Genomic DNA, 24,493 nt, shown 5'->3' with positions numbered 1-24,493 from the left:
TGACAGCGCTGCGCGCGATGAGCGTGCCAGGCAGGAGCAGGTTGTTTGTCAGCGCCGGTTGTCAGCGGGGGGCAGGTACTCCTGAACCTGCTTGCTGATGCGAATCCCCACTATGCTCCCCAGCTCGCCCACCACATGCATCATGTTCTGGGCCTGGGCATTGAGTTCTTCGCTGGCGGCGGCTGCTTCTTCAGAGGTGGCAGCGTTGCGCTGGGTGATGTGGTCAATATGTGACATGGATGTGGCAATCTGCTGCATGCCAGAGACCTGCTCCTGGATGGATGCCGAGATGTCATTGATGATTTCCGAACTCTTGCGTACCTTGTCGACAATATCGCCAAACGCGGCATTGGTGCGGAGCGCAATGGCATTGCCCTCTTTGATGCGGACAATGGCTCGTTCAATGATGGTGGCTGTTTCGCGGGCCGCATTGGCTGATCTGCCCGCCAGACTCTTGACCTCTTCAGCCACAACGGCAAATCCGAGCCCGTGCTCACCAGCACGGGCGGCTTCCACGGCAGCATTCAGGGCGAGCAGGTTTGTCTGGAAGGCTATCTCGTCAATGGTCTTGATGATCTTGGCAATCTGCTCACTGGCCGTGGTTATTTCCTCCATGGAGGCCATGAGTTCCTTGACCTGGGTGTCGCCGGTGACTGCGGCCTGGTTGGCTTCGTGAGCCAGGAGATTGGCCTGCTTGGCATTTTCGGCATTCTGCTCGTTGGCAGAGCTTGCCTCGTGAATCGTGGCGTTCACTTCTTCGACATTGCTGGCCTGTTCACTGGCGCCTTCGGCGAGGCTGGCCGCACTGCTGGCTATCTCCTGGGAGGCCACCAGAACCTGGTCTCCTGACTGGTTGATTTCATGGAAAGCACGTGAAATTGGCCGGGAAATGGAGCGTCCGATCAGCAAGCCAACCGCGATGGAGATGGTCAGGATAATGGCCGTGGCCAGTGCGCCGCGAATGGCGCTCTTGCGGAAGACCACATTGACATCATCGCGGACATCGTCCACGTAGACGCCACTGCCGATAATCCACCCCCAGGGTTCAAAGCCTTTTACGTATGATATTTTTTCGACAGGATCCGTGTGGCCGGGTTTTGGCCAGAAGTAATTCACGAAGCCGGCATTACTCTGGCGTACCACCCGCACCATTTCCAGGAAGAGGTGAAGGCCATTGGGGTCGCGGTTGCCACTGATATCCTGACCTTCCATGGCCGGGTTGAAGGGGTGCATGACCATGCGGGGATGCATGTCATTGATCCAGAAATACTCATCACCGTCATAACGCATGGGGCGGATGGCATTGAGTACAATCTGCTGGGCGGTTTCGGTATCCAGCTCACCAGCCAGAACCCGTCCGTGATAATTTTCCATCAGGCTGTAGGCCACATCGACGACGCCGACCAGTTTTGATTTGCGGTCTTCCATCATGGAATCCTGCAGGTTGCTCAACAGAACCCAGCCGAGTGCCAGGAGGCCCAGAGCGGAGAAAGCAATCAATACGTAGATCTTTGCCTGAAGCGTCATATTTCGACCCATGATAAACTCCACTATCCCTATAGGTTTTCTCGTTGACCGGTTGACTGTATCATGAGTGGAACTGTTGCGCAGCGAAAATTTGTGAAAAAATACATGGTGTTGAGATTTTATCGCATCTGACTCAACTTTCGTACCTTGTTGTCTTGGGTTAAGTTGTTGTTATCCTTGTGTTTGTCTCGCGAAAACCCTATTGATTTTGCATGCTTGACTTATCTGATAATCCACTTTTTGTCTCCGGATATTGTCCTTTTTGACCGCGCAAATAGGACACAAAAACGCGCCCCCCGAACGCCCGTTTTTCCAGATCGCCTGCTCGCCTGTTCTGGAGATCCGGCAGCAGGCTGCTCAAAGAGGCCCTTCTGCGGCGTTGCCGGGCATCGCTCGTCACTGCAACGTACAGGAAGTACGCCTCACTTCTCACCTTGTTCGCGCCTCGCACCTGAGAGCTTTTCAATTGCCTGCATAACGTGATGGACCAGGGTTGCCGCCATGCGGGCGGCAACCGCAAACCCAAAGCCACGGAGGGCGGTTGTTTGCGGTCCCCAGTTCCAGGCAAGCGGACGGCTGCTAAGGAAAGCACTGGGGGCTGCTTCCCAGCTACTTTGGGCGGGTCCAAAGTGGCAAAAGAAGCTCGCATATGTGGTGAGGATAATGTCAAGCGACGCCGTCTGTGCAGAACCATTTCTGCCATTCCAATATGGCATCAGTGTCGACGCCGACAACCTGCGGTTTCGGGGGGTGCGAAACTTCAGATCTGAGTGTTTTCGATTGCTGAGGTATTTCTGCAAACGGTATAGGGGTGCAGAACATCAAAGCGCGCGGAGGTAGATGCCCGAGTTGAATATGCATTGCGTGAATGGCGAAGGGCGTGTGTGTCGACGGGTTTTTGGTAAACGACACCTGGGGAGCAAAGTTGATATTTGTCAAGGAAAACCACTGGCAGATGCCTATACTTTCACACAGGAAAAGCAGTGAATTCATTAACCCTGCACCTGAGGAGGATATCATGGCCAGGAAAGTATGCCTTGATTCAGACGCCTGCATTGCCTGCGGATTTTGTTATGACAGTGTTCCCGATGTATTTGGCAGCGATGATGAGGGCACAGCCTTTGTCGCAAACCCTGATGGCGCCGATGAAGCCAGCATTCAGGATGCCATAGACGGTTGCCCGGCAGCCTGTATCTTTTGGGAAGAAACCTGATCGCCTGGTAACTGCGCCTGATCCTTTTGCTGGGGACAGGCGCAGGACACCTGGATGCACCCCTCTTTCTGTGCAGAAATTGCACAGATGCGCAAAGCTTTAACAGGTGAAAGGCTCTCATGGGGCAGCCAACAGCTAATAACAAACATTTTCACAATTGGCATGGTACATGCAGCATCCTGAAGTACAGCACACACAACACACTTTTCACACTTTGACTCAGGAGTAGTAGTATGAACACAAAAGGCCGTTTTCTGGCAGGCTTGGCCCTCATGGCCATAATTGCCACAGCAGCTTACGCGTATCCGGGCGGTCCCGGTGGCAAGCGCGGGGGCTGTTTTGGTGGATGTGACACCGAGCAGTGTCAGCAGGCAAGGGAGCAGCGAGATCCGGTCACTCAGGAGCAGGCGACCCAGGCTGCGCAGGAATTTGTTGCCAAAAACCTCAACGGTTTTACGGTGGCGGATGTCGTTTCCTATGAAACGCCCAGAGCCACCATGTACACGGCAACGGTAGTTGATGATCGTGGCAATACGTTTATTCTTCACGTGAACCCGGCTGGTTATGTCCGTGGCCCATTCACTCCACGGGAAGCCCGCTGAAAGGCTTTTGACGAGACCCCTTCCTTCTCACCATAGAACTCCTTCCTTGAGAGAAAGTGCCGGTTGCTTTGCAATCGGCACTTTCTGCGTTGCGAACCCTGCAGAGCGGAATCAGGACTGGGCGATCGCCTCGTTGGAACTTTTGAGTTTGGCTGCCAGAGCCTTGACGAAATTCTGGTAGAGAATAGCCATCTGCATGGCATTTTGCGGTGTGATATGATCTGTGACCTTAAAGCAGAGCAGGACTGCTTCGTTGGATGAGCAGACGCAGCGGGCACTGCGTTTCTCCCCGGTGATGGGGGCCATTTCACCAAAAAAAGATCCCTGGGTAAGCCGTGAAGCGGTGAAGTGGTCGATGTAGCGCTCAAGGTTGCCGATATCGTGGCGCGTGCCAACCATGACATCCACCACCCCGTTGATGATGAAGTAGATTTCCTTGCCTGCACTGCCCTGTTCAAAGACAATGTCGAACTTCTTGTAACGGATAATGCGGGCCTCTGAGGTCACCTGGAGCAAGCCTTCGTTGGTGAGTCCTTCGAAAAGCGAAAAGAGCTTTTTGACCTTAAGCAGCGTCTTCTGGGCATCAGAGAGCTTGCGCATGTCAATTTCCGCTTTTCTCGCTGCCGGGGTGGGTGCCGCATGTTCCTCGGCGATTGCCTGAGGCTTTTCCACAGTGGCGGTTTGCGGCTCTGGTGTGTCCACCGGTGGTGGCTCCGGCGTGGAGGCAGGGGTTTGCTCCTGTTCGAGAACCTCGTGCCTGGCGCCGGGAGTGGGCTTCGCGGAAGAGCGCAGGGTCAGGACGCCATTTTCAATGGAGAGGTATCCGGCAGACTCAGCGAAATAACGGATTTCATCCGCTGACTCTTCGCGCCGGATTCCGGAAGATGTTTCCGTGAAAACTACGGGGGGCAGGTTGCCGGGGAGGACAATGGAACCATTGGGGGTGATGAACAGGGAGCTGTCGCGGATGACAGGCTCCGTGACCAGCAGTTCGCCTTCGCGTACCAGAAAGGTCTCCCCCGCTGTTCTGCCCTTGGCTACGCCTCCCTGGTGATCAAAGTGGTAGAGGGTGGGGCCTGGCAGTTCCGATGACTTTGGCGCCTGTCCCCTGGCTACCAGATAGGGTTCCGGGCATAGGGGCTGGTTTTCCTTGGAGGCCTTGTATACCTGAACCGCTATCTCGTAGAGAAGCTCATCGGCGATAATACCAAAGATGACTCCTTCATAGGCGAGGATCTTCTTGATTTCCGTCAGTACCTCCAGGGGCGTGGCGATGCTCAGGTCGATCTCGCTGGCATCGTCTATATGCAGGTAGGCTTCCTTGCGGCCATCCTTGACCCGCTGTTGTATATGGTACTTCAGAACGACGGGATAGAGGCCCTTGGTGAATATGTCAATGAGGTACTCCCGGTACAGGTGATTGCCGGATCGCCTGGCCTCCGAGCACTGGTGTATGGTAAAGCTGATGTCCTCAAGGCTGACCTTGTGTTTGCGGGCAGCCTGGGAGAGGGTCTCCTTGACATCGGTCGTCTTGATGTTGGCTTCCAGTACTCCATCACGGTGGCTCATGGGGATATCCTTGTTGTCTTGAGTTAAGCTGTTATTATGCTGGCGTTTATCTCGCTGAAACCGTATTGATTTTGAATGCTTGACTTATCTGGTATTCCACTTTTTGTTTCCGGATATTGTCCTTTTTGACCGCGCAAAAAGGACACAAAAACGCGCCCCCCGAACGCCCGTTTTTCCGGCTCGTTTGCTTGCCTGTTCTGGAGATCCGGCAGCAGGCTGCTCAAAGAGCCCCATCTGCTGCGTTGCAGGGCATCGCTCGTCGCTGCGACGTACAGGGAGTACGCCTCGCTCCTCGCTTCGCCCGCGCCTTGCACCTGGGTCTCTTTGCGTTGCCTGACCCCTGCATCCCTGCAGTGCTGCCGGACCACTCACTTCCTGTGAGTGTCCCTTTGGGTCTTGCCAGCCAGGCGTTGCACTCACCGGACGGGCTCAGGGGGGAACGGCCTGCTGCTTCTGCCTCTCCCCCGTGGGCTGGCCCAGCCAGGACGCGCCGACTGTCAGGCTGCTGAAAAGCCTCATCTGCGGCGTTGCTCACAAGTGCTCGTCGTTGCGACGTACAAGAAGTACGCCTCACTTCTCACCTTGCTCGCGCCTTGCACCTGAGAGCTTTTCAATTGCCTGAATAACGCGATAGACTCGCAGGGTTGACGCCACGAGGGCGGCAACCGCAAACCAAAAGCCACGGAGGGCGGTTGTTTACGGTCCCCAGTTCCAGGCAAGCGGACGGCTGAAAAGGACAGCACTGGGGGCCGCTTCCCAGCCACTTTTTGCGGGTAAAAAGTGGCAAAAGAAACTTGTATACATGGTGAGGATAATGTCAAGCGACGCCGTCTGTGTAGAACCATTTCGGCCATTGCAGCGTGACATCAGGGTCAGCGCTGACAACCTGCCGTTTCGGGGATGCGAAACTTCAGTTTGTATTTACCCTGTCCGGCCTGCTTTTTCAATGGTCATTGTTATTTTGCTGCCTGCCCGGAAGAGTCTCAGGGCGTTGCTGCTGAAGAAGGAATTGCGAGGAGTGAAGAATGGCGATGTTTGATACCCACCTGGCGGCCGGCACGGTCATGAGCGGTGCCCTGGCCACCCTGGCCGTTACCCATGAGAATGTTCCCCTGAGCCTGGCGCTGGGCCTGGTACTGGCAGGCACCCTCGGCAGCGTGCTCCCCGATATCGACGCTCCCCAGTCCAGGCCTACCAGGGTGATGCTGTCCATATTTGCCATGGCGCTGTCACTGCTGATCTGTATCCGCCTGGTCTCCTCGATACCCTTCTGGGCGCTGCCACTGCTTTATGGAATCTGTTTTCTCGGCCTGAGAGTTGTGCTGGAGAGTGTGCTGCAGCGTTTTGCAGTGCATCGCGGCATTATTCACAGCATCCCGGCGGCTCTGGTGGCGACCACCGCCACAGCGGTGGCCAGTCACACCCTGCTGGGAAGCAGTGCGCTGCAGAGCTGGTGGCTGGCGCTTTTTGTGCTGGCAGGGTTTCTGATTCACCTGGTCATGGATGAGGTCTATGCGGTGAATATCAGTGGCGCGAAGCTCAAGCGATCCTTTGGCAGTGCTTTGAAGCTCTACGGCGAACCCTTTCCCACGCTGCTGTGCCTTGTGGTGCTGGTGGCACTGTGGCTGCTCTCTCCGCCGATTCCGCAGAGTATTGTGTCACTGCCCCAGGCCCTCTGGGGCGCTGTTTTTCACTGAGCCCGCAGGTATTTCCAGGATTGCTCGGGCGCGAGCCAGAGCACAGTCAATATGGGGGCAGATGTTCGCTTCGCCAACAGCTGCATGGAAACCATATCTGCGCAGTTTTTGTTCCAGGTTCGGACTGACGCCGGAGAGCACAAGCTGTGTACCGTTGCGCTCACATTTCTGGTGAAACTCCTCCAGGGCATGCATTCCCGTGGCATCAATAAAGGGGACGCTGCGCATGCGCAGGATGAAAACCTGTGGCGGCTTTCTGATAATCTGCAGGACGCCCTTGAGGCGATCGGCTACGCCAAAGAAAAAGGGGCCATTGATTTCGTAGACCTCCACTCCATGGGGAACCTGCTTGTGTTCCGTGGCATCGGGGTCGTGCCGCTCTTCGTTTTCGCCGGAAAATGCCTGCAGGTTTACCGGGCTGATGTTGCTGACATCTATAATGCGCTTGATGAAGAGCAGGGATGCCAGCAGTACTCCAACCTGCACCGCGACGGTCAGGTCGATGAGCACTGTCAGGCCGAAGGTGGTGAAGAGCACCACCACATCGCTGCGCGGAGCGCGGAGCAGGTGTCGTATGCTTTTCATCTCGCTCATGTTCCAGGCAACCACCACGAGAATGGCCGCCAGGCAAGCCAGGGGTATCTTGACGATCAGAGGAGCCAGCAGGAGCATGAACAGGAGCAGAAAGAGGCTGTGGAAGATACCGGCAAAGGGTGTCATGGCTCCGGCCTTGATGTTGGTTGCCGTGCGGGCAATGGCGCCTGTGGCGGGAATGCCCTGGAAAAGTGCAGCACCCATGTTGGCCAGCCCCTGGGCCACCAGCTCCACATTGGATTTATGGCGTCGCCCGGTCATACCATCGGCCACCACGGCACTCATCAGGGACTCAATGGCAGCCAGCAGGGCTATGGTAAGGGCTGAGGGGAAGACCGCCTGCACCTTTTGCCAGTCCCACTGGGGCAATGAGGGCGCTGGCAGGGAGTTGGGGATACTGCCGAAGCGGCTTTCAATGGTTTCCACCGGCAACCCAAAGAACCATGCCGCCAGGGCTCCCAGGGTGACGACGACAATGGGCCCCGGCAGCCTGGGTACATAACGTCGGCACGCCAGAATGATAATGACACCGCTGGTGGCCAGGACAAAGGCATGGACACTTATCTGGTGAATGCTGCCCCCGTAGACCATCAGCTTGTGGATGAACTCGGCGGGCAGTGTTTCTATGGGCAATCCCAGAAAATCTTTAATCTGGGAAATGAAGATAATCAGGGCTATGCCGGCGGTGAATCCGGTGGTGACGGGGTAGGGAATGAACTTGATAACCGTGCCCATCCGGAAAACCCCCATCAGGATGAGCATGGCCCCGGCCATCAGGGTTGCCAGCAGCAGGCCATCGTAGCCGTGACGCATGATAATGGCGTAGACGATGACCACAAAGGCGCCCGTCGGGCCACCGATCTGGTGGCGACTCCCCCCAAAGGCGGAGATGATGAATCCGGCGATTATCGCGGTGTAGAGTCCCTGGGCGGGGCTGGCACCGGAGGCGATGGCGAAGGCCATGGCCAGGGGAAGGGCGACGATGGCGACCGTGAGTCCGGCGATCAGGTCGGCGGTGAATACTTTGAAGCGGTAGCCTTCGCGAAGGCAGGTAATGGTTTTGGGAACATCAGCCTGAAAAAACGACTTCAAATCCATTTTCTTGACCTTTCCCCTGTCGCTGTGGGCAGGAAAGACAAGTGAAGTCTGCACCGGTGCTGCTCTGTGCCTGCCATGCAGGACCTGTGCAGACCATCTGGTATACGCCCACTTTGGAAAAAAGCAAGGGGAAATATCCTGTATCCTTCAGGTGTGAAATGAGAGTGCATATGGATATCAGGGGGCCCTGATATGCCAGCTCTGCAGTTCCACCCGTTCTATGCGTCCGCTGTGGATGAGAGCATTGATATCCCTGGCCAGCTGACGCAGCATGCGTTCTTTGCCCTGGGGCGTTTCCACGGATTCAGCCCGCTGGGTGAAAATCACATCGCGGGCAGTGCTTTCAATATGGTTCTGAACTGTGCGCAGCTCCTGCATGGTCGTGGCAGGATTGCGGCTGGCAAAGTGGATTTTCAGTGCGGCCTGCACGTCCAGAGGGCCCTGTCGCGACTGGATAGTGGCCTGGAAGGCGCGGGTCGTGAAGTGGGTGAGCGCACTGTCCGCAGGCATGTCCAGTGGGCGGCTGAACAGCGTAGCCAGGTGCTCCTCCGCCTTTTCCAGATTATCCAGGGTCTGCTCCAGGGTTGCTGCTTCCAGGGGAATGAGCCCAGGAAGGCGGGTTGCCTCTCCCGCCGCGAACTGGGTCAGGGCCGTATCCATCTGTTCCACTTGCCAGCGGGAGAAGATGCCCTGGCGCATCATGGCCTGCTCCAGAGTCTCCCGTTCCGGGGATTTGCGGGCCACACCGCTGCGGGCGGTAATCAAGGCGTCTCTTGTCCAGAGGAGCTGATGGCGCAGGTGTATCTGGATGACATCCCGGGTGAACTGCTGAAATTCAGCAGGAGGCATGGATCCGAGCAGTTCCCAGAAACGTTGTCTCTGGGTGGGGTCCGGTGGCTGGGCGCTACCCATGACTGTGCTGATGGTTTCGCGTATTTCCAGTTTTTGACTGGTGGAAAGCTGGGTTGCCCATGGTTGCTTTTCCAGGGAGGTTATGACATGGGCGCTGGAAGGAAAACCCGTTCCCAGGATGAGTAACAGCAGCAGGAGTATGCGATTCATTTTTTTCCTTTCATTCAGCGGAATTTCGGGTATTCTGGCCTGGCATTTTCAGATTCGTTCCTGCAAAGTGAGATGGCTTTTTCATGGTAGCACGTCGCCTTTTTCGCTATGTTTTTCCCTATACCCGACTGATTGTGATCTCTGTGGTGTTCGGTATCGGTGTTTCACTGGCCGATGCGGGAACGGCCTACCTGGTAAAGCCGGTACTGGATGACATCTTTATCGCCAAACGGGCGGATCTGCTGATCTATCTTCCCATCGGGCTGATTCTGCTCTTTTTCTTTAAAGGTTTTTGCACGTTCTGGCAACAATACACCATCAAAGTGGTCGGTCAACGTATTGTGCAGGACCTGCGCAACGAACTTTACCAGCATATGCTCAGCCTCTCCATGCGCTTCTATCAGCAGCGCTCAACCGGCTCGCTCATGAGCCGTTCCCTCAACGACATCGACATCATGCGCAATGCCATTGCCCAGGCTGCCATAATCATCGTCAAAGACAGCTTGACGGTCATATTTCTGCTGGCGCTGATCTTCTACCAGAGCTGGCAGCTGGCGGTACTGGCTTTTGTGGTCATGCCCCTGACCTATTTTCCCGTGCGTGCCATCAGCCGCCGTATTCGCAAGTACACCCGCTTCGCCCAGGCCAAAATTGCCGATCTCTCTCAGATACTGCAGGAAACCTTCAGCGGCATCAAGGTCATCAAAGCCTTTGGCCTTGAGCGAAAGATGGGCCAGTATTTCACGGAAAGCAACAGCCGCTACTTCAGTTTTACCCGCAAGGCCATCAAGGGCGATGCCATGGCAACCCCGGTCATTGAACTCTTCACGGGCTTTGGCATTGCGTTGACCATCTGGTTTGGCGGCAAACTGGTGGTGGAGGGCTCCATGACCACCGGCGAGCTTTTCAGTTTTATGGCTGCCCTGACCATGCTCTATAAGCCCATCAAACAATTGCTGAAACTCCATGCCACTTTGCAGGCGTCTTTTGGCGCGGCGGAGCGGGTTTTTGAGGTTATCGACACGGAAGCGGACATAAAAGACCCTCAGCAGCCACAGCGCGTGGAATTGCCGGTGCGGCAGGTGTCCTTTGAGCAGGTAGGCTTTGCCTATGATGGGCAGGAGTATGTGCTGCGGGACATCAATATAGAGGCCAGGGACAATCAGGTTGTCGCCCTGGTGGGTATGAGCGGTGGAGGGAAGACCACGATCGTTTCCCTGCTGGCAAGGTTCTACGATGTGACTGAGGGGGCCATACGCATCAACGGAGTGGATATCCGCGATATCAGGCGTGAGGATCTGACCTCCCTGATCTCCTTTGTGGATCAGGAGACGATTCTGTTCAACGATACCATACGCCAGAATATTCTCTATGGCCGACCCGATGCTTCTGAAGAGCAACTGGACAACGCCCTCCGTGCTGCTAACGCCCTGGAGTTTGTCTCCCGGCTGCCCGATGGTCTTGATACCTATATCGGGGATCGGGGGCTGCGTCTTTCCGGCGGTCAGCGGCAGCGTATCTGCCTGGCGCGGGCCATTGTGCGCGAGGCTCCCATACTGATTCTCGATGAGGCGACTTCCGCCCTGGACAATGAATCCGAGGCCCTTATTCAGGAAGCTCTCACGAACCTGATGCGTGAGCGCATGACCTTTGTGATTGCCCACCGCCTTTCCACAATTATTCACGCAGATCAGATCCTGGTGCTGGAAAACGGCAGTGTCGTGGAGGCTGGCACCCATGAAGAGCTCCTGCGGCACCAGGGAACCTATCAGCGCTACTATTCCATGCAGTTTGGCTGAGTTTATGTGTCGCTGTCTGCCTGGGGCGCGTGATGAAACTGGTGGTAGTATTTCTGGGTAGGATTCTGGCGCAGAAACTCGTCATCGCTGCACTGGAAGTGGTAACGCTCCACATAGTCGCTCAGAATGCCGTAGGCACGGTTCACCTGAGCCATGGTGTCCGCATCCCCTCCGAAATCAGGGTGATGTTTGCGACTGAGCTGACGGTAGCGTGATTTCAGGCGCTCCAGAGTGAAGCGACCGGGCATGCCGAATATCTCGACTGCGTGCCGGAAGTCCTGCAGAGTAATGTCTTCACGCTCCATTCTCTGCTCCTGGCAACCGTATTTCTGACAACGTACTGAAAAATCCCCATCGGTGTCGTGGCCCGCTGTCGAGCGGTGCTGCAGGGAATGGGGCGTACGTTGCCCTCCTCGCCCTGCGGGCGCTTTGCCTCTGAGTATCTTTCAGTAACCTGTTTAATCTGTGGTGTTCCTGCACGCTGTTAAGCTCTCCTGTATACGTGAAACTTTGGGGGCGATAACGGTCCGGCAGTACCCCTGGGAGGGGTTGTTCGTGAAATAACAATGATGGTAGGGTTCCGCAGGGTAAAACACGTCCAGTGGCAGAACCTGGGTGACAATTGGCGCAGGAAATTGGTGCTCTCTCTCGAGCCTGTCGATACAGGCGTGTGCCTGCTGGGCCTGTTCGGGGCTATGGAAAAAGATGACCGAGCGGTACTGGGAACCGATATCGTTCCCCTGGCGATCCAGGGAAGTGGGGTCGTGGCTGCGAAAAAAAACATCCAGGAGGTGCTGGTAGCTGAGAATGGCTGGTTCAAAAACGACCTGCACCACTTCGATGTGGCCGGTTTCGCCACGGCAGACCTGCTCGTAAGTTGGCTCCGGGGTTTCGCCACCGCTGTAGCCGGGCAGAGTGCTCAGTACCCCGGGCAGGAGCGCAAAAACGGCTTCCGTGCACCAGAAGCAGCCGCCGCCCATGGTTGCCGTTTCAATTGTCTGCTGATTCACAGCGTTATTGTCCATGCCACTTTGTAGAGGGGGAACGTGAAAAAGTCAACAGTGGCAGGAGCGGTTGGACTTGTGTTTTCAGCTCCTTTGCTTATACAATTGTCATTGTTCTTTTATGCACATTGATGTCACACGCCGCAATTATACTGGAGTACCCATTGCTGGACCTTATCCGCAAATATGTCATTTTCATCTACGTGTTTATGACCCTGATCCTTTTTGCGGTTTTCTTCGCGTTCGGGATGCATTTGAGCAGTTCCTCCCATGAACAGCTGCTTGATCGTGGACGTACCTTTCTGCAGGAGATTGTCTATGTGCGGCGCTGGGTTTCATTGCATGGCGGTATCTATGTAAAGCGCCAGGAGGGGATGATCCCCAGCCCCCATCTGGAGAAAATCTTCGGCAATGGCAGCAGCATACGCGACGAATTCGGTAATGAGTATCTGCTGCGCACTCCCGCCATGGTGACCCATGAAGTTTCCGATCTGGCCAATATTCACGGAGCCTTTGCTTTTCGAATGGCTGGACTGCTGCCCATCAATCCGAAAAATCAGGCTGATGACTTTGAAACCGCTTCCATTGAAAGATTCCGCGCCGGTGAGATGGAGACCTTTCTCTATGAGAAGCGTGATGGTAAGCCGTTTTTCCGTTATATGGCCCCGCTTCCCATTGAGCCGACCTGCGTGCGCTGTCATACCAATTATGTTCCCGGTGAAATTCATGGTGGCATCAGTATCTGGGTTCCCGCCGACGCGATTCTGAATGATTTGCGTTCCAACCGCCAATTCCTGACAGCGGCCTCTGCCATTACGGTGGTTCTGGCCCTGATGGGGGTGTACTTCCTGACCCTGCCCTTTTCCTCCCGGGTGCAGAGTCGCATGAAAACAGTCCAGGATCGCTGGCAGGAGGCAGAGAAGAAATATCAGCACCTGTTTCATCGTATCCACGATGGCATCATGGTTCTTTCCTCCGACACCGAGGGGAGGCTGGCCATTGCCGATGTGAACGATACCTTCTGCCGTCAGATGGGCTACCCTCGGGAGGTGCTGTTGCAGCTGCGGCTCACGAATCTGGTGGCGGCGCCCCATGGCGTCGCCCTGAAGCAGAGTATTCGCGAGTTTTTCGACCAGCGCTCTCCATCGGCTACCTTTCTCGAAAGCCACCTGAGCAGCAGCAGTGGTGAACTTATCGCCGTGGAGATCAGTCTGAGTTTCCTGGAGCTGGAGCACATGGAAGTCGTAGTTGCCATTGTGCGGGATATCCGTGAGCGCAAGCGCCTGGAGGAGCAGCGTCAGATACTGGTGCAGCAGTCTAAAATGGCCACCATGGGACAGATGCTTTCCAATATAACCCACCAGTGGGGTCAGCCGCTGACCGGGCTGAGCCTGATTCTGCAGGATATCAAGAAGCGCTACGCTCAGGAAGTTGCGGAACCGGAACATTTCCTTGGGCAGGTGGAGAAGGGTCAGGAGAACATCCGTTTTCTGACTCAGACCGTCCGGGTTTTTCGTGATTTTCTGCGTCCAAGTCGCCAGAAGACATCTTTTGACATTGCCAGGGCCACTGAGGAAGTCCTGCAGATCCTCTCCCCACTTCTGCAGCACCACCAGATCCCCGTGGTCCTCTACCGCTGCCATGGGGAAAGTACCCTGGCCCGCCCCATGATGATCTGTGGCTACGCCAATGAATTCAAACAGGTGGTACTGAATATCGTCGGCAATGCCAAGGATGCCATTGTCATGTTCCGCAATCAGGGCGACCTTGCCCGTGGTGAGGGCCGGGTCGAGCTCCGCCTCTATGAAGAGTCCGGCAAGTACATTGTCGAGGTATTCAACACGGGTACGCGCATACCGGAAGGCATGGAAGAAGAAATTTTCCGCGAGCACGTAAGTACGCGGCCAAGTGGCATGGGGACGGGGCTCTATATGGCCCGCTCCATCATCGATGGGCATATGGGCGGCAGGATATATGCGGCGAACACCGATGGTGGCGTGGTCTTTACGCTGCAGCTTCCTCCCCACGACGGGACGACGGATTGTGGACCGTGTGGCGATATTCGCGTCTGAACCACCTGGTCAGCCTGCTGCTGGTACTTCTGGTGGCGACAGGAAGCCATGGCCGGCAGGCGCTTGTCACCGCCAATGGCTCCGTTCTTGAACTTCCCCGGGATCAGTCGCCCATCACCTTTGAGACAACCCGACTCCGCATTCATGCAGCTGCCGGTGGGAGCCATGAGCTGCTGGTTGAGGTTGCCGGCAGTACCATCCAGCACCAGCGGGGCCTTATGTACCGCACTGCCATGCCGGAGAATTCCGGGATGCTCTTCATCTTCTCCCACGATCACACCAGCGGTTTCTGGATGTACCGCACCCACCTGCCCCTCAGTATCGCCTACATTGCTTCCGATAGGTGTATTGCCGATATCAGGGATATGTTCCCGTGTTCTGAAGGGCCTGTCTCGCTTTGCCAGCGCGAAGCCGTCGCCTATCGTCCAGCACAGCCCTACCGCTACGCCCTGGAGGTGGTTCAGGGGTACTTTTCGCACCGCGGCATCCAGGTGGGCGACTGCCTTGAGTGGGATTGAGGGGAAACGTTCAGGGTCTGATGACCTGACTGCAGGCCTCGAAGCACTGGTTGCAGCGCAGCAGCCAGCGATAGAGGGCACACTTGAGGCTGCGTCGCCCACCAAGGCCACTGCCAATGACCTTGGCCGGGCAGCGGTTGATGCAGCGAACACAGTTTGAGCATGGATGCGGGTGGATATCGGCGGGAGGAAGTTCACCACTACACAGCAGTTTGACACGCACCGACATGGCGGGAACCTCTCGGGCGACAATCAGCCCCTGGTGTTCTCCAGTGTGCAGATATCCCTTGTGGCGCAGCAGATGGATGCTGTTGCGGCGTGACAGGGTGCCGGGCTGCGGGTGGCGGTATACTTCCATGTTTGGGTCACGATAGAGCAGCCTGAATCTCCTGCTGAATGCTTTCGTACGCCTCCAGGGGGCGCTGGTGTTTGATGATGGGGCGTCCGATGACCATGTAGTCGGTGCCCAGGGTGGCTGCTTCAGCCGGGGTGGTGATGCGGGTCTGGTCGTCAGTGGCTGACCATGCGGGACGGATGCCCGGTGTCACGGTGATGAACTCCGCTCCGAGCTGCTGTTTGATGAGTGCGATTTCCTGAGGGGAGCAGACCACGCCGTCCAGGCCGCAGTCTTTGGCCAGGGCTGAAAGTTTGAGGACTTCCTGGTCAATGGGCTCTGTGATTCCCACTTCTTCGATGTCGCGCTGATTCATGCTGGTGAGTACTGTGACTCCGATTATCAGTGGCGGGCTGGAGAGGTGCGCGACGGCGTTCGCGGCCTCCTCCATCATCCTGCGTCCGCCCAGGCAGTGTACGTTCACCATGCGCACACCCATGTCGGCAGCCGCCTTCACGGCTTCGGCAACGGTATTGGGTATGTCGTGGAACTTCAGATCCAGAAAGATGTTGGCTCCATTATTCATCAACTCTTCCACAATGTCGGTGCCTCGGGACACAAAGAGGGCCTTGCCCACCTTGAACCATGGATTGTGGGGTGACAGCTCAGTCACGATGCTTTTGGCAGCCAGCCGGTCACGGGTGTCCAGGGCGACAATGATGGTTGAATGCATGTTTTCTCCTCTTACTTCCCATTTTCGTGGAGGTTACCGTTTTTCTCCACCTATGATTTCGGGCATCATACACCCTTCCTGCGCCCGAGACAACTCTCCTGCTGAGAGTTGAATTTTGCAGCGTTGCAGCGTATAACCAGTCCTGCTTCTTTGCGTTTTCGCCCATGAGGTCTTAACGTGATGCGACTCAAATATACATACAGCTGATAATGGAGGGTTGGAGTGAGAAGTCTTGTATTGATTCTGACGGCGCTGTTTGTGCTTGCCGGTTGCGGTGGGCCGCGCTGGCAGAATATCCAGGTTGATGAGCAGTCTGCCTATACCGTGCGGGTTCAGCATCGGGTTGCAGATGATAAGGTGCAGACGCAGGGTTACCGACATCCGTTGGTGCTTGATGAGCGTATTTTGTCGGACATGCTGGGGCAGCTGACCTACAGGGCAAAAGGCGTTCTGGTGAGCTCTGGTGGTCCAGTTTTTCATGAGCTGGAAGTCCGCCAGCTGGCACCGGCTCTCGTTCAGGCACTGTCCACCGCTGATCAGAACCAGCGGATCTTCTTTTCGTCGTTTTTTCGGGAACCTGGCAGCGCACTCCGGGAGCGTCGCACAGATGGGGTGCTCTTTGTCGATGCCCAGGCTCAGCTCAATATTGCCTTTGCCAATATCCGCCTGCTGCCGGATATTGACAATATGAATCCCCGTTCCATGGATGGTATCCTGGAGCCGCTTCAGGTTACAGATTCGCTGGTTACCCTTGCCATGGATGCCGAGCACTGGCACCATCAGCTTCAATCCAACGCAAAGCCGTACCCCCTCTGGGTGAAAGTTGATGCTTCCTTGTTGTACGAATCGGCGTTGGGAACAGAGTCCTCTGATCCGTCAATGGGTACTGTGCAGCAGCATCGCGAGCGAGTGCGCACAGGCCTGGAATTTTTACAGGAACTGCACGAAAGTGGCCTGATTTCTGACCAGGAATACACAGAGCGCCGCAGCAGGCTGCTCGATACCCTGCAGTAGAAAACTGTCCGCGCAGTGCGCTGCGTCTGATACAGAAAATTTTCATGAGGATAGATATCTATGAGTATTACAGTTGAACAGGTGCGTGAAGCACTGGCTCCGGTGAAGGATCCCGAAATTGGCAGGACACTGCTGGAGCTTGGTATGATCAAGGATATTCAGGTCAGCGGAAATGACACCGATGTGACGGTGGAGTTGACCACGGCCGCCTGCCCGTTAAAGTCTACCATCGAAAACAGTTGTCGCGATGCCATCAAAGCAGCGCTTCCATCCATCGGGACGGTCAATATCCACCTGACGGCCCGCGATAGCCGCAAAGGCACGGCCAAGAGCACTCCTCTGCCTGGAGTAAAGAACATTATTGCGGTTGCCAGCGGGAAGGGGGGCGTGGGCAAGTCGACGGTCAGCGCCAATCTCGCGGTGGCACTCGCCGACATGGGCCATCGCGTTGCGGTACTGGACATGGATTTCTATGGCCCCTCCATCCCGAAGATGTTTGGCATCACGGAAGAAAAACCCACCGTGGATAACGATATGATCATCCCTGTGGTGGCGTACGATGTAAAGGTCATCAGTATCGGATTTTTCGTGGAGGATGACAGCCCGGTGATCTGGCGTGGCCCCATGGTGCATGCTGCCCTGAAGCAGTTTGTCGAAGAGGTGAAGTGGGGGGAAATCGACTACTTTATCCTGGATCTGCCACCGGGAACCGGCGATATTCAGCTGAGCATGGTGAATATGCTGCCGGTGACCGGAGCGGTTATCGTGTCCACGCCCCAGGATGTGGCCCTGCTTGATGCCAGAAAAGCCGTAAGCATGTTTGCGAGCACTGGGGTGGAAATACTGGGTATTGTGGAGAACATGAGCTATCACATCTGCCCGGAATGCAGCCACAAGAGCCATATCTTTGGCGACAGCGGTGCGCGTAAGTATGCCGAAGAGAAGAAATTCCCCTTCCTGGGCGACCTGCCCCTGGAGTTGAGCGTGCGCCAGACCGGTGACGGTGGCAAGCCATTCTTCCTTTGCCTTGATGAGAACGATGAGCTGCGCCAGCGCTTCGCGAAAATAGCCAGAAACCTGGTCTCCAGTGTTGATGTGCGCAATCTCACCAAACCCGCAGCAGCAGTTGTCAGTCGCCAGCCATCCGGCTGCCATTAAATCGCACAGATCCCGGCGCGCCTGTGACAAGCGCTGGGAAGGGTACACGCCGTATTTACAGCGGGCGACTGGTGTAGTACCCTGACACGCTTCTATGATAAATGGGAAAGGGTGATATCCATGGGTTTTTATAGTGGCTCCATCAGCTATACTCCCTATGCGGTGCAGGGCGAACCCGGTATCGACTATATGGAGCAGATGTTTGAAAGTCTGCTGCAGAACCGCTTTGTCTCCTTTGACGAGGTGGATTTTTCCGAGAGTACCATGGGGTGGGTCTCGGCCAGGAATTTTCTCCATAATCACTTCACTCAGGATGAGGTCTTCCCCTCCCGAGATCACATTCTGATCTCCCTGCGCCTTGACAAAAAAGTCGTCCCCTCCCAGATGCTTAAAGCCTTGCTGCCTGAGCGCGAGCAGCAGTATCAGCGCGAGAGCGGCAAAGAACGGTTGACCCGCGATGACCGCATCTTTATCAAGGAGCAGACGCGGCAGTTCCTCATCAAACAGCAGTATCCCCAGACCAAGGTGTGGGATATGCTCTATAATGTGCCGGCTGGACGGGTATTCTTTGGCTCGACGGCTCAGGCAGCCAATGATCTCTTTGTGGAGTACTTCCGCAAGACCTTTGATCGAAAGATCTCCCTGGTTACCCCCCATTGGCGCATGGGGGACATGGAGTTGACTTCTGCCATGGCATGGGCCCGCGAGCAGCTGGCACCGGAAAGTTTCGGGGTGGAGCATGAATAATACCGACTTTCTGGGCAAAGAGTTTCTGATCTGGCTCTGGCACAAGAGTGAAATCATGGAAGGGCGCTACACCTTTGAGAACGAGCTGATTCACATCTGGATCGACGATTTTATCGTGCTGGAGAGCCAGTTTGGCGATGCCCGTGAATCCCGGCTGTCTAAGGGTGAACCATCCATAAGCCCGGAAGCGGCCATGGCCCTGTATGAAGGGAAAAAGGTCAAGGAGTGCAAGATCAAGGTGGAGTTTGGCCCCGAGAAGAACGCCTTGTTCACGCTCAAGGGGACGACGCTGCAGCTGGCAAGCATCAAATTGCCGCTGATTCTGCTGGAAAATGACGAGGAGATATTCATTGAACGCGTGCACTGGCTGGAAAAGCTTGATCGTCTGATCAGTGTGCTGTTCGAAGATTTTGTGCGTGAGCGTCTGGAGAAAGACGCCTGGAAAGAGCGCAAGGAGCGCATCGTCCAGTGGATTCGCCAGAAACGCGAATCCTGCTGAGTCTGCATACAGGAAAAAACATGTCAGAAAAACAGATTAAAGCAATACGCGGCTTCAATGATCTGCTCAGCCCCATGGCCAGGCGCTGGAGTCAGGCTGAGCAGATTCTGCAGGAGATCCTTGAAAACTGGCGTTACCAGGAGATCCGCCTGCCCATCATGGAAAAAACAGAACTCTTCTGCCGCGGCATCGGAGAGAACACCGATATCGTGGGCAAAGAGATGTACACCTTTGCGGACAAATCAGACGAGTCGGTTACCCTGCGTCCCGAAGGCACCGCCGGAGTCGTGCGGGCCTATGTGGAGAATAAGCTCTACAACGAGCTGGCTCCCCAGCGGGTCTGGTACCGTGGCCCCATGTTCCGTTATGAGCGTCCCCAGAAAGGCCGTTATCGCCAGTTTCACCAGCTGGGTGTGGAAGTGTTCGGCGAAACCGAGGCGACCATTGACGCCGAAACCATCGCCCTTGGTTACACCATGCTGGTCGAACTGGGCATTGCCGCAGGGGTGACCATTGAAATCAACAATATCGGCTGCCCCCAGTGTCGTCCCGGCTATCGCCAGGCTCTGGTGGCATTTTTGAATGCCCGCCGCGAGCACCTGTGTGAAAACTGTGTGGAGCGCATTGAGAAAAACCCCCTGCGGGTGCTGGATTGCAAAAACCCGGAGTGTCAGGCCCAGGTGGCCAGTGCTCCCACCATTGACGAACACCGCTGTGAATCCTGTGCCGCACACTATGGAGCGCTGCAGATCTATCTGGACGCCTACGGAGTGCCTTACCAGCGCAACCCGTTTATGGTGCGAGGCCTGGATTACTATGTGGGCACGGCATTTGAGTTTACCACCAGCCTGCTGGGCTCCCAGAATGCCATTGGTGGTGGTGGTCGCTACGATGGACTGGTGGAGGATCTGGGTGGTCCTGCCACGGCTGCCGTGGGCTTTGCCTTCGGCATGGAACGGGTCATGTTGCTGGTGGAGCATTTCGATTCACTACAGGCAGACTTATCCCTTGATTTTTATATTGGATACACGGAGAATACTTTTACTTTACAGGGGCTACAGGCCCTGCGCGCCCTGCGGTCGCTGGGGAAAACCAGCGAGCTTGATACCCGCCAGCGTTCAGTGAAAAACATCTTCAAGCGCGGTGATCGCCTGGGTGCCCGCCACGTGGTACTGATCGGTGGTGATGAAGCCGCTGGCAACTTCTTTACGGTGAAGGAGCTGGCGACGGGAGAACAGCGCCAGGTTCCACTGGCTGAGCTTGCGAAACTTCCGTAACCAGGATTGTTCCGGGATTACGGCCAAACAGGTAGCCTGATATTTTTGTACTATAGCTTAAGGAGATCCATCGTTTATGGACAGTATCCAGGGACTTCAGAGAACGCATTCATGTGGCCAGCTTGGCATAGAGAACATTGGTGAATCAGTTACCCTGATGGGCTGGGCCCACCGCCGCCGCGACCACGGTGGCCTGATTTTTGTCGATCTGCGTGATCGCGACGGACTGACCCAGCTGGTCATGGACCCCCAGGTCAATCAGGAGGTTCACGAAAAGGGTGAATCCATCCGCTCCGAATATGTGCTGGCCATTGTGGGCACTGTGCGCCACCGCCCCGAAGGTACGGTAAACGAGAAGCTGAAAACCGGTGCCATCGAAGTGGTGGTCAGTGAGCTGCGCATTGTCAGCGTGGCCAAGACCCCGCCCTTCATGATCGACGAGTACACCGATGTCAGCGAAAACCTGCGCCTGAAATACCGCTACCTGGATCTGCGCCGTCCCGAAATCCAGAAGCACATCATCAACCGCCACCGCCTGACCCGCTCCATGCGAGAATACCTCTACGAAAAAGGCTTTCTGGATATCGAAACGCCGGTGCTGACCAAATCCACCCCCGAGGGGGCGCGGGACTACCTGGTGCCTTCGCGGGTCAATCCCGGCCGCTTCTTTGCCCTGCCTCAGTCGCCCCAGCTTTTCAAGCAGCTGTTGATGGTTTCCGGCTACGACAAGTACTTCCAGATCGTCAAGTGCTTCCGCGACGAGGACCTGCGCGCCGATCGCCAACCCGAATTCACCCAGCTGGATATGGAGATGAGCTTCATCGATCGCGAGCAGCTCTTTGCGCTGATCGAAGGCCTGATGCAGAAGCTGTGGCGCGATATCGCCGACCGGGAAATTCCCGTACCCTTCCCCCGCCTCTCTTACCAGGAGGCCATGGATCGCTTTGGCTCCGACAAGCCTGACACCCGTTTTGGACTGGAGCTGCAGGATCTGAGTGACCTGGATTTCTCAGGTTTCAAGGTTTTCCAGAGCGCGCTTGAAAATGGCGGCCAGGTCAAAGCCATCAATGGAGTGGGCTGTGAACACCTGAGCCGCAAGGATATTGACGACATCACCAAGGACCTGGCGGTTTACGGTGCCAAAGGCCTGGCCTATATCAAGGTGCGGGAAAACGAGTATCAGAGCCCCATCACCAAATTCCTGGGCGAGGCCACCCTGGAGGCCATCGTCAAGCGCGTCGGTGCGAAACCGGGCGACTGTATCTTCTTTATGGCTGACACCAGAAGCGTCGTGGCCAACTCCCTGGGCCAGCTGCGCCTGATTCTGGCTCAGCGTCTCGGCCTTATCGACAACAATCAGTACAACTTCCTGTGGGTCACCGACTTCCCCCTGCTGGAGTGGGATGAGGACAGCAAGCGCTTCATGGCCATGCACCACCCCTTCACCTCTCCCCTGGAAGAGGACTTCGGTCTGCTGGAGAGCGATCCCGGTGCCGCCCGCGCCCGCGCCTATGACCTGGTGCTCAATGGTTCGGAAATCGGCGGCGGCTCCATCCGTATTCACACCATGGAGCTGCAGCAGCGCATGTTCTCCCTGTTGGGAATCGGCGAAGAAGAGGCGCGCATGAAGTTTGGCTTCCTGCTGGATGCCCTGGAGTTCGGTGCGCCTCCCCACGGCGGTATTGCTTTCGGCGTTGACCGCATCGCCATGATTCTTTCGGGCACCAGCTCCATCCGCGATGTCATCGCTTTCCCGAAAACCCAGAAGGCCACCTGCCTGCTGACCGATGCCCCCAGTGTGGTCGACCAGCGTCAGCTGCAGGAGCTGCATATCAAGAGTACGCATATTGAATAGCCACTGAAACGGAGGTGCGAGCATGCTGGCTGAGTTTTCCATAACCCCCATCGACAAAGCTCACGGGCACTTGTCGGAATATGTTGCCAAAACCATAGAGATTATACGGCAGAGTGGATTGCCCTATGAACTGCATGCCATGGGAACTATTGTTGAGGGTGAACCGGAAGAGGTCTTTTCCTTGATCCAGAAGTGCCATGTCAACATGCGTCAGCACTCTCTGCGAGTTTCCACCTCCATTAAGATTGACGACAAGGTGGGCACCACCGGAGCCCTGTACAAGAAGGTCAAGTCAGTGGAAAGCAAACTGGACCAGGGTGGTTCGGGATAACTGGAAAAAGGAGTGAATCATGGTTCCATTGGGAGGAATGTACCGTCTCGTAACCCGCAGTGACTTTGATGGTCTGGTCTGCGGTGTGTTGCTGAAAGAAATGGGCCTGATCAACGATATTCTCTTCGTGCACCCCAAAGATATGCAGGATCAGAAAATTCAGATAACGTCGCGGGATATCACCACGAACCTTCCCTATGTCCCGGGTGTGCATCTGGCCTTTGACCACCATGAGAGCGAAGTCATCCGTGCTGGAGGCACTCGCGAGGAAAATCATATCATCGACGCGATGGCACCATCGGCAGCCCGCGTCGTCTATAACTACTTTGGTGGCGATGAGCGCTTCGGTGGCATTATTTCCTCTGATATGATGGCTGCCGTAGACAAGGGGGATTCCGCTCAGTTTACCCGTGAGGAAGTTCTGGATCCCAAGGACTGGGTGCTCCTGAATTTCCTGATGGACGCCCGCACCGGACTTGGTCGTTTCCGCAACTTCCGTGTTTCCAACTATCAGCTGATGATGGATCTGATTGACTATTGTAAACATCACTCCATACAGGAGATCATGGCTTTACCCGACGTACAGGAGCGGGTGGAGCTGTTTTTTGAGCAGCAGGATCTCTTCAAGGATCAGATAAAGCGCTGCACCACCATGCGTGGAACCGTGGCAGTGCTTGATCTGCGTGGAGAGGATACCATTTATACAGGCAATCGCTTTATGATCTATGCCCTTTTTCCCCAGTCGCTTATCTCAGTCCATGTCCTGTGGGGCCTGAAGAAACAGAATACGGTCTTTGCGGTGGGGAAATCCATTTTTGACCGCTCTTCAACCGTCAATATAGGTAAGCTGATGCTGGAATATGGGGGCGGTGGCCATGCCAATGCCGGTACCTGTCAGGTGGGGAATCAGGATGCTGAGAGCCTTCTGCGTGAGCTGGTGGAGAAACTCCAGGGATAAGGGGCGAAAGGCGTTGACTTTTCCCACTGGTCTTCTCTATAATGCGCCGGTTTTGCCTCTTCAGGCAGATTTTCTGCAGAGATTGAAATACAGAACATGGAAATGTAAGGAGATAATATGCAACAGAGAACATTCCGCCCCAACAACCGCCGCAAAAAGGTAAAGCAAGGCTTCCGCGCCCGCATGGCAACCAAGAATGGCCGTAAGGTACTCGCACGTCGTCGTGCCAAAGGGAGAGCCGTACTCGCTGCCTGATGGACGATAACCGTTTTCCAGCGTCGCTACGACTACAGAAAAACCGCCAGTTCAGGGCGGTTTACGACGCTGGGAAGGTTGTGCGCAGCCAGTATTTCGTGCTGGTGTTCCTCCGGGCAGAACAACTGAAAGTTGGAGTTGTGGTAAGCAAGAAAGTGGGAAATGCCGTCGTGCGGAACCGATTAAAGCGTCTGATGCGTGAAGCCTTCCGTCGGAACCGAAAGTACATTCAGGGACAGTACCATATCATTATGGCGGCCAGGCCGCCTGCTGCAGAACTGAAGGGCCCCGAGGCGATGAGCGCACTTGAGCATCTGCTTCAAAGGGCCAAGTTCATTCCGGCATGTGATTGACCTATGAAACACGTTATGATTCTGATTATCCGCTTCTACCGGTATATCATCTCTCCCATGCTCCCGCCTTCGTGCCGGTTTACGCCCACCTGTAGCTCCTACGCGCTGGAAGCTTTCACTCGCCACGGTTTCTTTAAAGGCTTCTACCTGACGCTGTGGCGTCTGCTGCGTTGCCACCCTTTCTGCAAGGGTGGTTATGACCCTGTACCTGACTAAAGGAGGAT

The 24,493-nt window shown here is 55.7% G+C and carries 26 protein-coding genes; 17 read left to right on the top strand and 9 right to left on the bottom strand.

All coding sequences use genetic code 11. The features are described from left to right. Positions 1-48 precede the first annotated feature (48 nt). Complete coding sequence (locus tag SELIN_RS15415) at positions 49-1,539, bottom strand: methyl-accepting chemotaxis protein (protein ID WP_013505473.1); 1,491 nt, start codon at positions 1,537-1,539, stop codon at positions 49-51. A 1,006-nt stretch (positions 1,540-2,545) separates the two neighbouring features. Between SELIN_RS15415 and SELIN_RS04340 the strand changes: the two genes are divergently transcribed. Both SELIN_RS04340 and SELIN_RS13795 read left to right on the top strand, forming a co-directional pair. After that, entirely contained in the window at positions 2,546-2,740 is a 195-nt protein-coding gene (locus SELIN_RS04340) for a ferredoxin (protein ID WP_013505472.1), read from the top strand. A 233-nt stretch (positions 2,741-2,973) separates the two neighbouring features. Continuing rightward, entirely contained in the window at positions 2,974-3,342 is a 369-nt protein-coding gene (locus SELIN_RS13795) for a hypothetical protein (protein WP_013505471.1), read from the top strand. A gap of 111 nt (positions 3,343-3,453) precedes the next feature. Here the strand turns inward: SELIN_RS13795 and SELIN_RS04330 are convergent, their stop codons facing one another. Together SELIN_RS04330 and SELIN_RS15080 are read right to left on the bottom strand one after the other, a co-directional pair. Further along, on the bottom strand, positions 3,454-4,911 hold the full coding sequence (locus tag SELIN_RS04330) for a cyclic nucleotide-binding domain-containing protein (RefSeq protein ID WP_013505470.1): 1,458 nt from the start codon (positions 4,909-4,911) through the stop codon (positions 3,454-3,456). Between the two features lie 23 nt (positions 4,912-4,934). Then, on the bottom strand, positions 4,935-5,135 hold the full coding sequence (locus SELIN_RS15080) for a hypothetical protein (RefSeq protein WP_156788018.1): 201 nt from the start codon (positions 5,133-5,135) through the stop codon (positions 4,935-4,937). An 801-nt stretch (positions 5,136-5,936) separates the two neighbouring features. Between SELIN_RS15080 and SELIN_RS04320 the strand changes: the two genes are divergently transcribed. Beyond that, complete coding sequence (locus SELIN_RS04320) at positions 5,937-6,608, top strand: metal-dependent hydrolase (RefSeq protein ID WP_013505469.1); 672 nt, start codon at positions 5,937-5,939, stop codon at positions 6,606-6,608. On the opposite strand, the gene SELIN_RS04315 is transcribed toward SELIN_RS04320, so the two are convergent. Together SELIN_RS04315 and SELIN_RS04310 are read right to left on the bottom strand one after the other, a co-directional pair. Further along, complete coding sequence (locus tag SELIN_RS04315; RefSeq protein ID WP_041726520.1) at positions 6,570-8,300, bottom strand: sulfate permease; 1,731 nt, start codon at positions 8,298-8,300, stop codon at positions 6,570-6,572. The two genes, SELIN_RS04320 and SELIN_RS04315, sit on opposite strands and share 39 nt — an antisense overlap. 177 nt (positions 8,301-8,477) lie before the next feature. Further along, entirely contained in the window at positions 8,478-9,362 is an 885-nt protein-coding gene (locus SELIN_RS04310) for a hypothetical protein (protein ID WP_013505467.1), read from the bottom strand. Between the two features lie 83 nt (positions 9,363-9,445). On the opposite strand from SELIN_RS04310, the gene SELIN_RS04305 reads away from it, so the two are divergent. Then, positions 9,446-11,161: an ABC transporter ATP-binding protein gene (locus SELIN_RS04305; protein WP_013505466.1), complete on the top strand. Its 1,716-nt coding sequence runs from the start codon at positions 9,446-9,448 to the stop codon at positions 11,159-11,161. Positions 11,162-11,163: 2 nt separating this feature from the next. Here SELIN_RS04305 and SELIN_RS04300 read toward each other — a convergent pair whose 3' ends face one another. Both SELIN_RS04300 and msrA read right to left on the bottom strand, forming a co-directional pair. Beyond that, positions 11,164-11,466: a J domain-containing protein gene (locus SELIN_RS04300; RefSeq protein WP_013505465.1), complete on the bottom strand. Its 303-nt coding sequence runs from the start codon at positions 11,464-11,466 to the stop codon at positions 11,164-11,166. A 153-nt stretch (positions 11,467-11,619) separates the two neighbouring features. Next, positions 11,620-12,186, bottom strand: coding sequence for a peptide-methionine (S)-S-oxide reductase MsrA (gene msrA / locus SELIN_RS04295; RefSeq protein ID WP_013505464.1), 567 nt, complete (start codon positions 12,184-12,186; stop codon positions 11,620-11,622). Between the two features lie 143 nt (positions 12,187-12,329). On the opposite strand from msrA, the gene SELIN_RS04290 reads away from it, so the two are divergent. Both SELIN_RS04290 and SELIN_RS04285 read left to right on the top strand, forming a co-directional pair. Next, positions 12,330-14,237, top strand: coding sequence for a c-type heme family protein (locus SELIN_RS04290; protein WP_013505463.1), 1,908 nt, complete (start codon positions 12,330-12,332; stop codon positions 14,235-14,237). Continuing rightward, positions 14,216-14,755, top strand: coding sequence for a DUF192 domain-containing protein (locus SELIN_RS04285; RefSeq protein ID WP_013505462.1), 540 nt, complete (start codon positions 14,216-14,218; stop codon positions 14,753-14,755). Before SELIN_RS04290 ends, SELIN_RS04285 begins: the two co-directional genes overlap by 22 nt. Positions 14,756-14,765: 10 nt before the next feature. Here SELIN_RS04285 and SELIN_RS04280 read toward each other — a convergent pair whose 3' ends face one another. Both SELIN_RS04280 and pyrF read right to left on the bottom strand, forming a co-directional pair. Beyond that, a complete protein-coding gene (locus SELIN_RS04280; RefSeq protein WP_013505461.1) occupies positions 14,766-15,113 on the bottom strand; it encodes a hypothetical protein in 348 nt (115 codons plus the stop codon). 7 nt (positions 15,114-15,120) lie between these two features. After that, entirely contained in the window at positions 15,121-15,822 is a 702-nt protein-coding gene (gene pyrF / locus SELIN_RS04275) for an orotidine-5'-phosphate decarboxylase (protein WP_013505460.1), read from the bottom strand. Positions 15,823-16,044: 222 nt separating this feature from the next. On the opposite strand from pyrF, the gene SELIN_RS04270 reads away from it, so the two are divergent. From SELIN_RS04270 to yidD, 11 genes are all read left to right on the top strand, one after another. After that, positions 16,045-16,836 carry an SHOCT domain-containing protein gene (locus SELIN_RS04270; protein WP_013505459.1) on the top strand — a complete coding sequence of 264 codons (792 nt, stop codon included), beginning with the start codon at positions 16,045-16,047 and terminating at the stop codon, positions 16,834-16,836. Positions 16,837-16,896: 60 nt separating this feature from the next. After that, positions 16,897-17,994: an Mrp/NBP35 family ATP-binding protein gene (locus tag SELIN_RS04265; protein ID WP_013505458.1), complete on the top strand. Its 1,098-nt coding sequence runs from the start codon at positions 16,897-16,899 to the stop codon at positions 17,992-17,994. 120 nt (positions 17,995-18,114) lie between these two features. Continuing rightward, positions 18,115-18,741 carry a recombination-associated protein RdgC gene (rdgC, locus tag SELIN_RS04260; RefSeq protein ID WP_013505457.1) on the top strand — a complete coding sequence of 209 codons (627 nt, stop codon included), beginning with the start codon at positions 18,115-18,117 and terminating at the stop codon, positions 18,739-18,741. Further along, entirely contained in the window at positions 18,734-19,240 is a 507-nt protein-coding gene (locus tag SELIN_RS04255) for a hypothetical protein (RefSeq protein WP_013505456.1), read from the top strand. Before rdgC ends, SELIN_RS04255 begins: the two co-directional genes overlap by 8 nt. Positions 19,241-19,260: 20 nt before the next feature. Then, entirely contained in the window at positions 19,261-20,517 is a 1,257-nt protein-coding gene (gene hisS, locus SELIN_RS04250; RefSeq protein ID WP_013505455.1) for a histidine--tRNA ligase, read from the top strand. Positions 20,518-20,593: 76 nt separating this feature from the next. After that, entirely contained in the window at positions 20,594-22,372 is a 1,779-nt protein-coding gene (gene aspS / locus SELIN_RS04245; RefSeq protein WP_013505454.1) for an aspartate--tRNA ligase, read from the top strand. 22 nt (positions 22,373-22,394) lie between these two features. Further along, on the top strand, positions 22,395-22,703 hold the full coding sequence (locus SELIN_RS04240) for an MTH1187 family thiamine-binding protein (RefSeq protein WP_013505453.1): 309 nt from the start codon (positions 22,395-22,397) through the stop codon (positions 22,701-22,703). A 19-nt stretch (positions 22,704-22,722) separates the two neighbouring features. Continuing rightward, positions 22,723-23,661 carry a DHH family phosphoesterase gene (locus SELIN_RS04235; protein ID WP_013505452.1) on the top strand — a complete coding sequence of 313 codons (939 nt, stop codon included), beginning with the start codon at positions 22,723-22,725 and terminating at the stop codon, positions 23,659-23,661. Positions 23,662-23,778: 117 nt separating this feature from the next. Further along, positions 23,779-23,916, top strand: coding sequence for a 50S ribosomal protein L34 (rpmH, locus tag SELIN_RS04230; protein WP_013505451.1), 138 nt, complete (start codon positions 23,779-23,781; stop codon positions 23,914-23,916). Continuing rightward, positions 23,916-24,269, top strand: a complete 354-nt coding sequence (gene rnpA / locus SELIN_RS04225) for a ribonuclease P protein component (protein WP_013505450.1) — start codon at positions 23,916-23,918, stop codon at positions 24,267-24,269. Before rpmH ends, rnpA begins: the two co-directional genes overlap by 1 nt. A gap of 3 nt (positions 24,270-24,272) precedes the next feature. Beyond that, complete coding sequence (gene yidD / locus SELIN_RS04220; RefSeq protein WP_013505449.1) at positions 24,273-24,485, top strand: membrane protein insertion efficiency factor YidD; 213 nt, start codon at positions 24,273-24,275, stop codon at positions 24,483-24,485. Positions 24,486-24,493 lie beyond the last annotated feature (8 nt).

The organism is Desulfurispirillum indicum S5 (assembly GCF_000177635.2).
Lineage (GTDB): Bacteria > Chrysiogenota > Chrysiogenetes > Chrysiogenales > Chrysiogenaceae > Desulfurispirillum > Desulfurispirillum indicum.
This window is presented reverse-complemented; position numbering and strand designations above follow the sequence as displayed.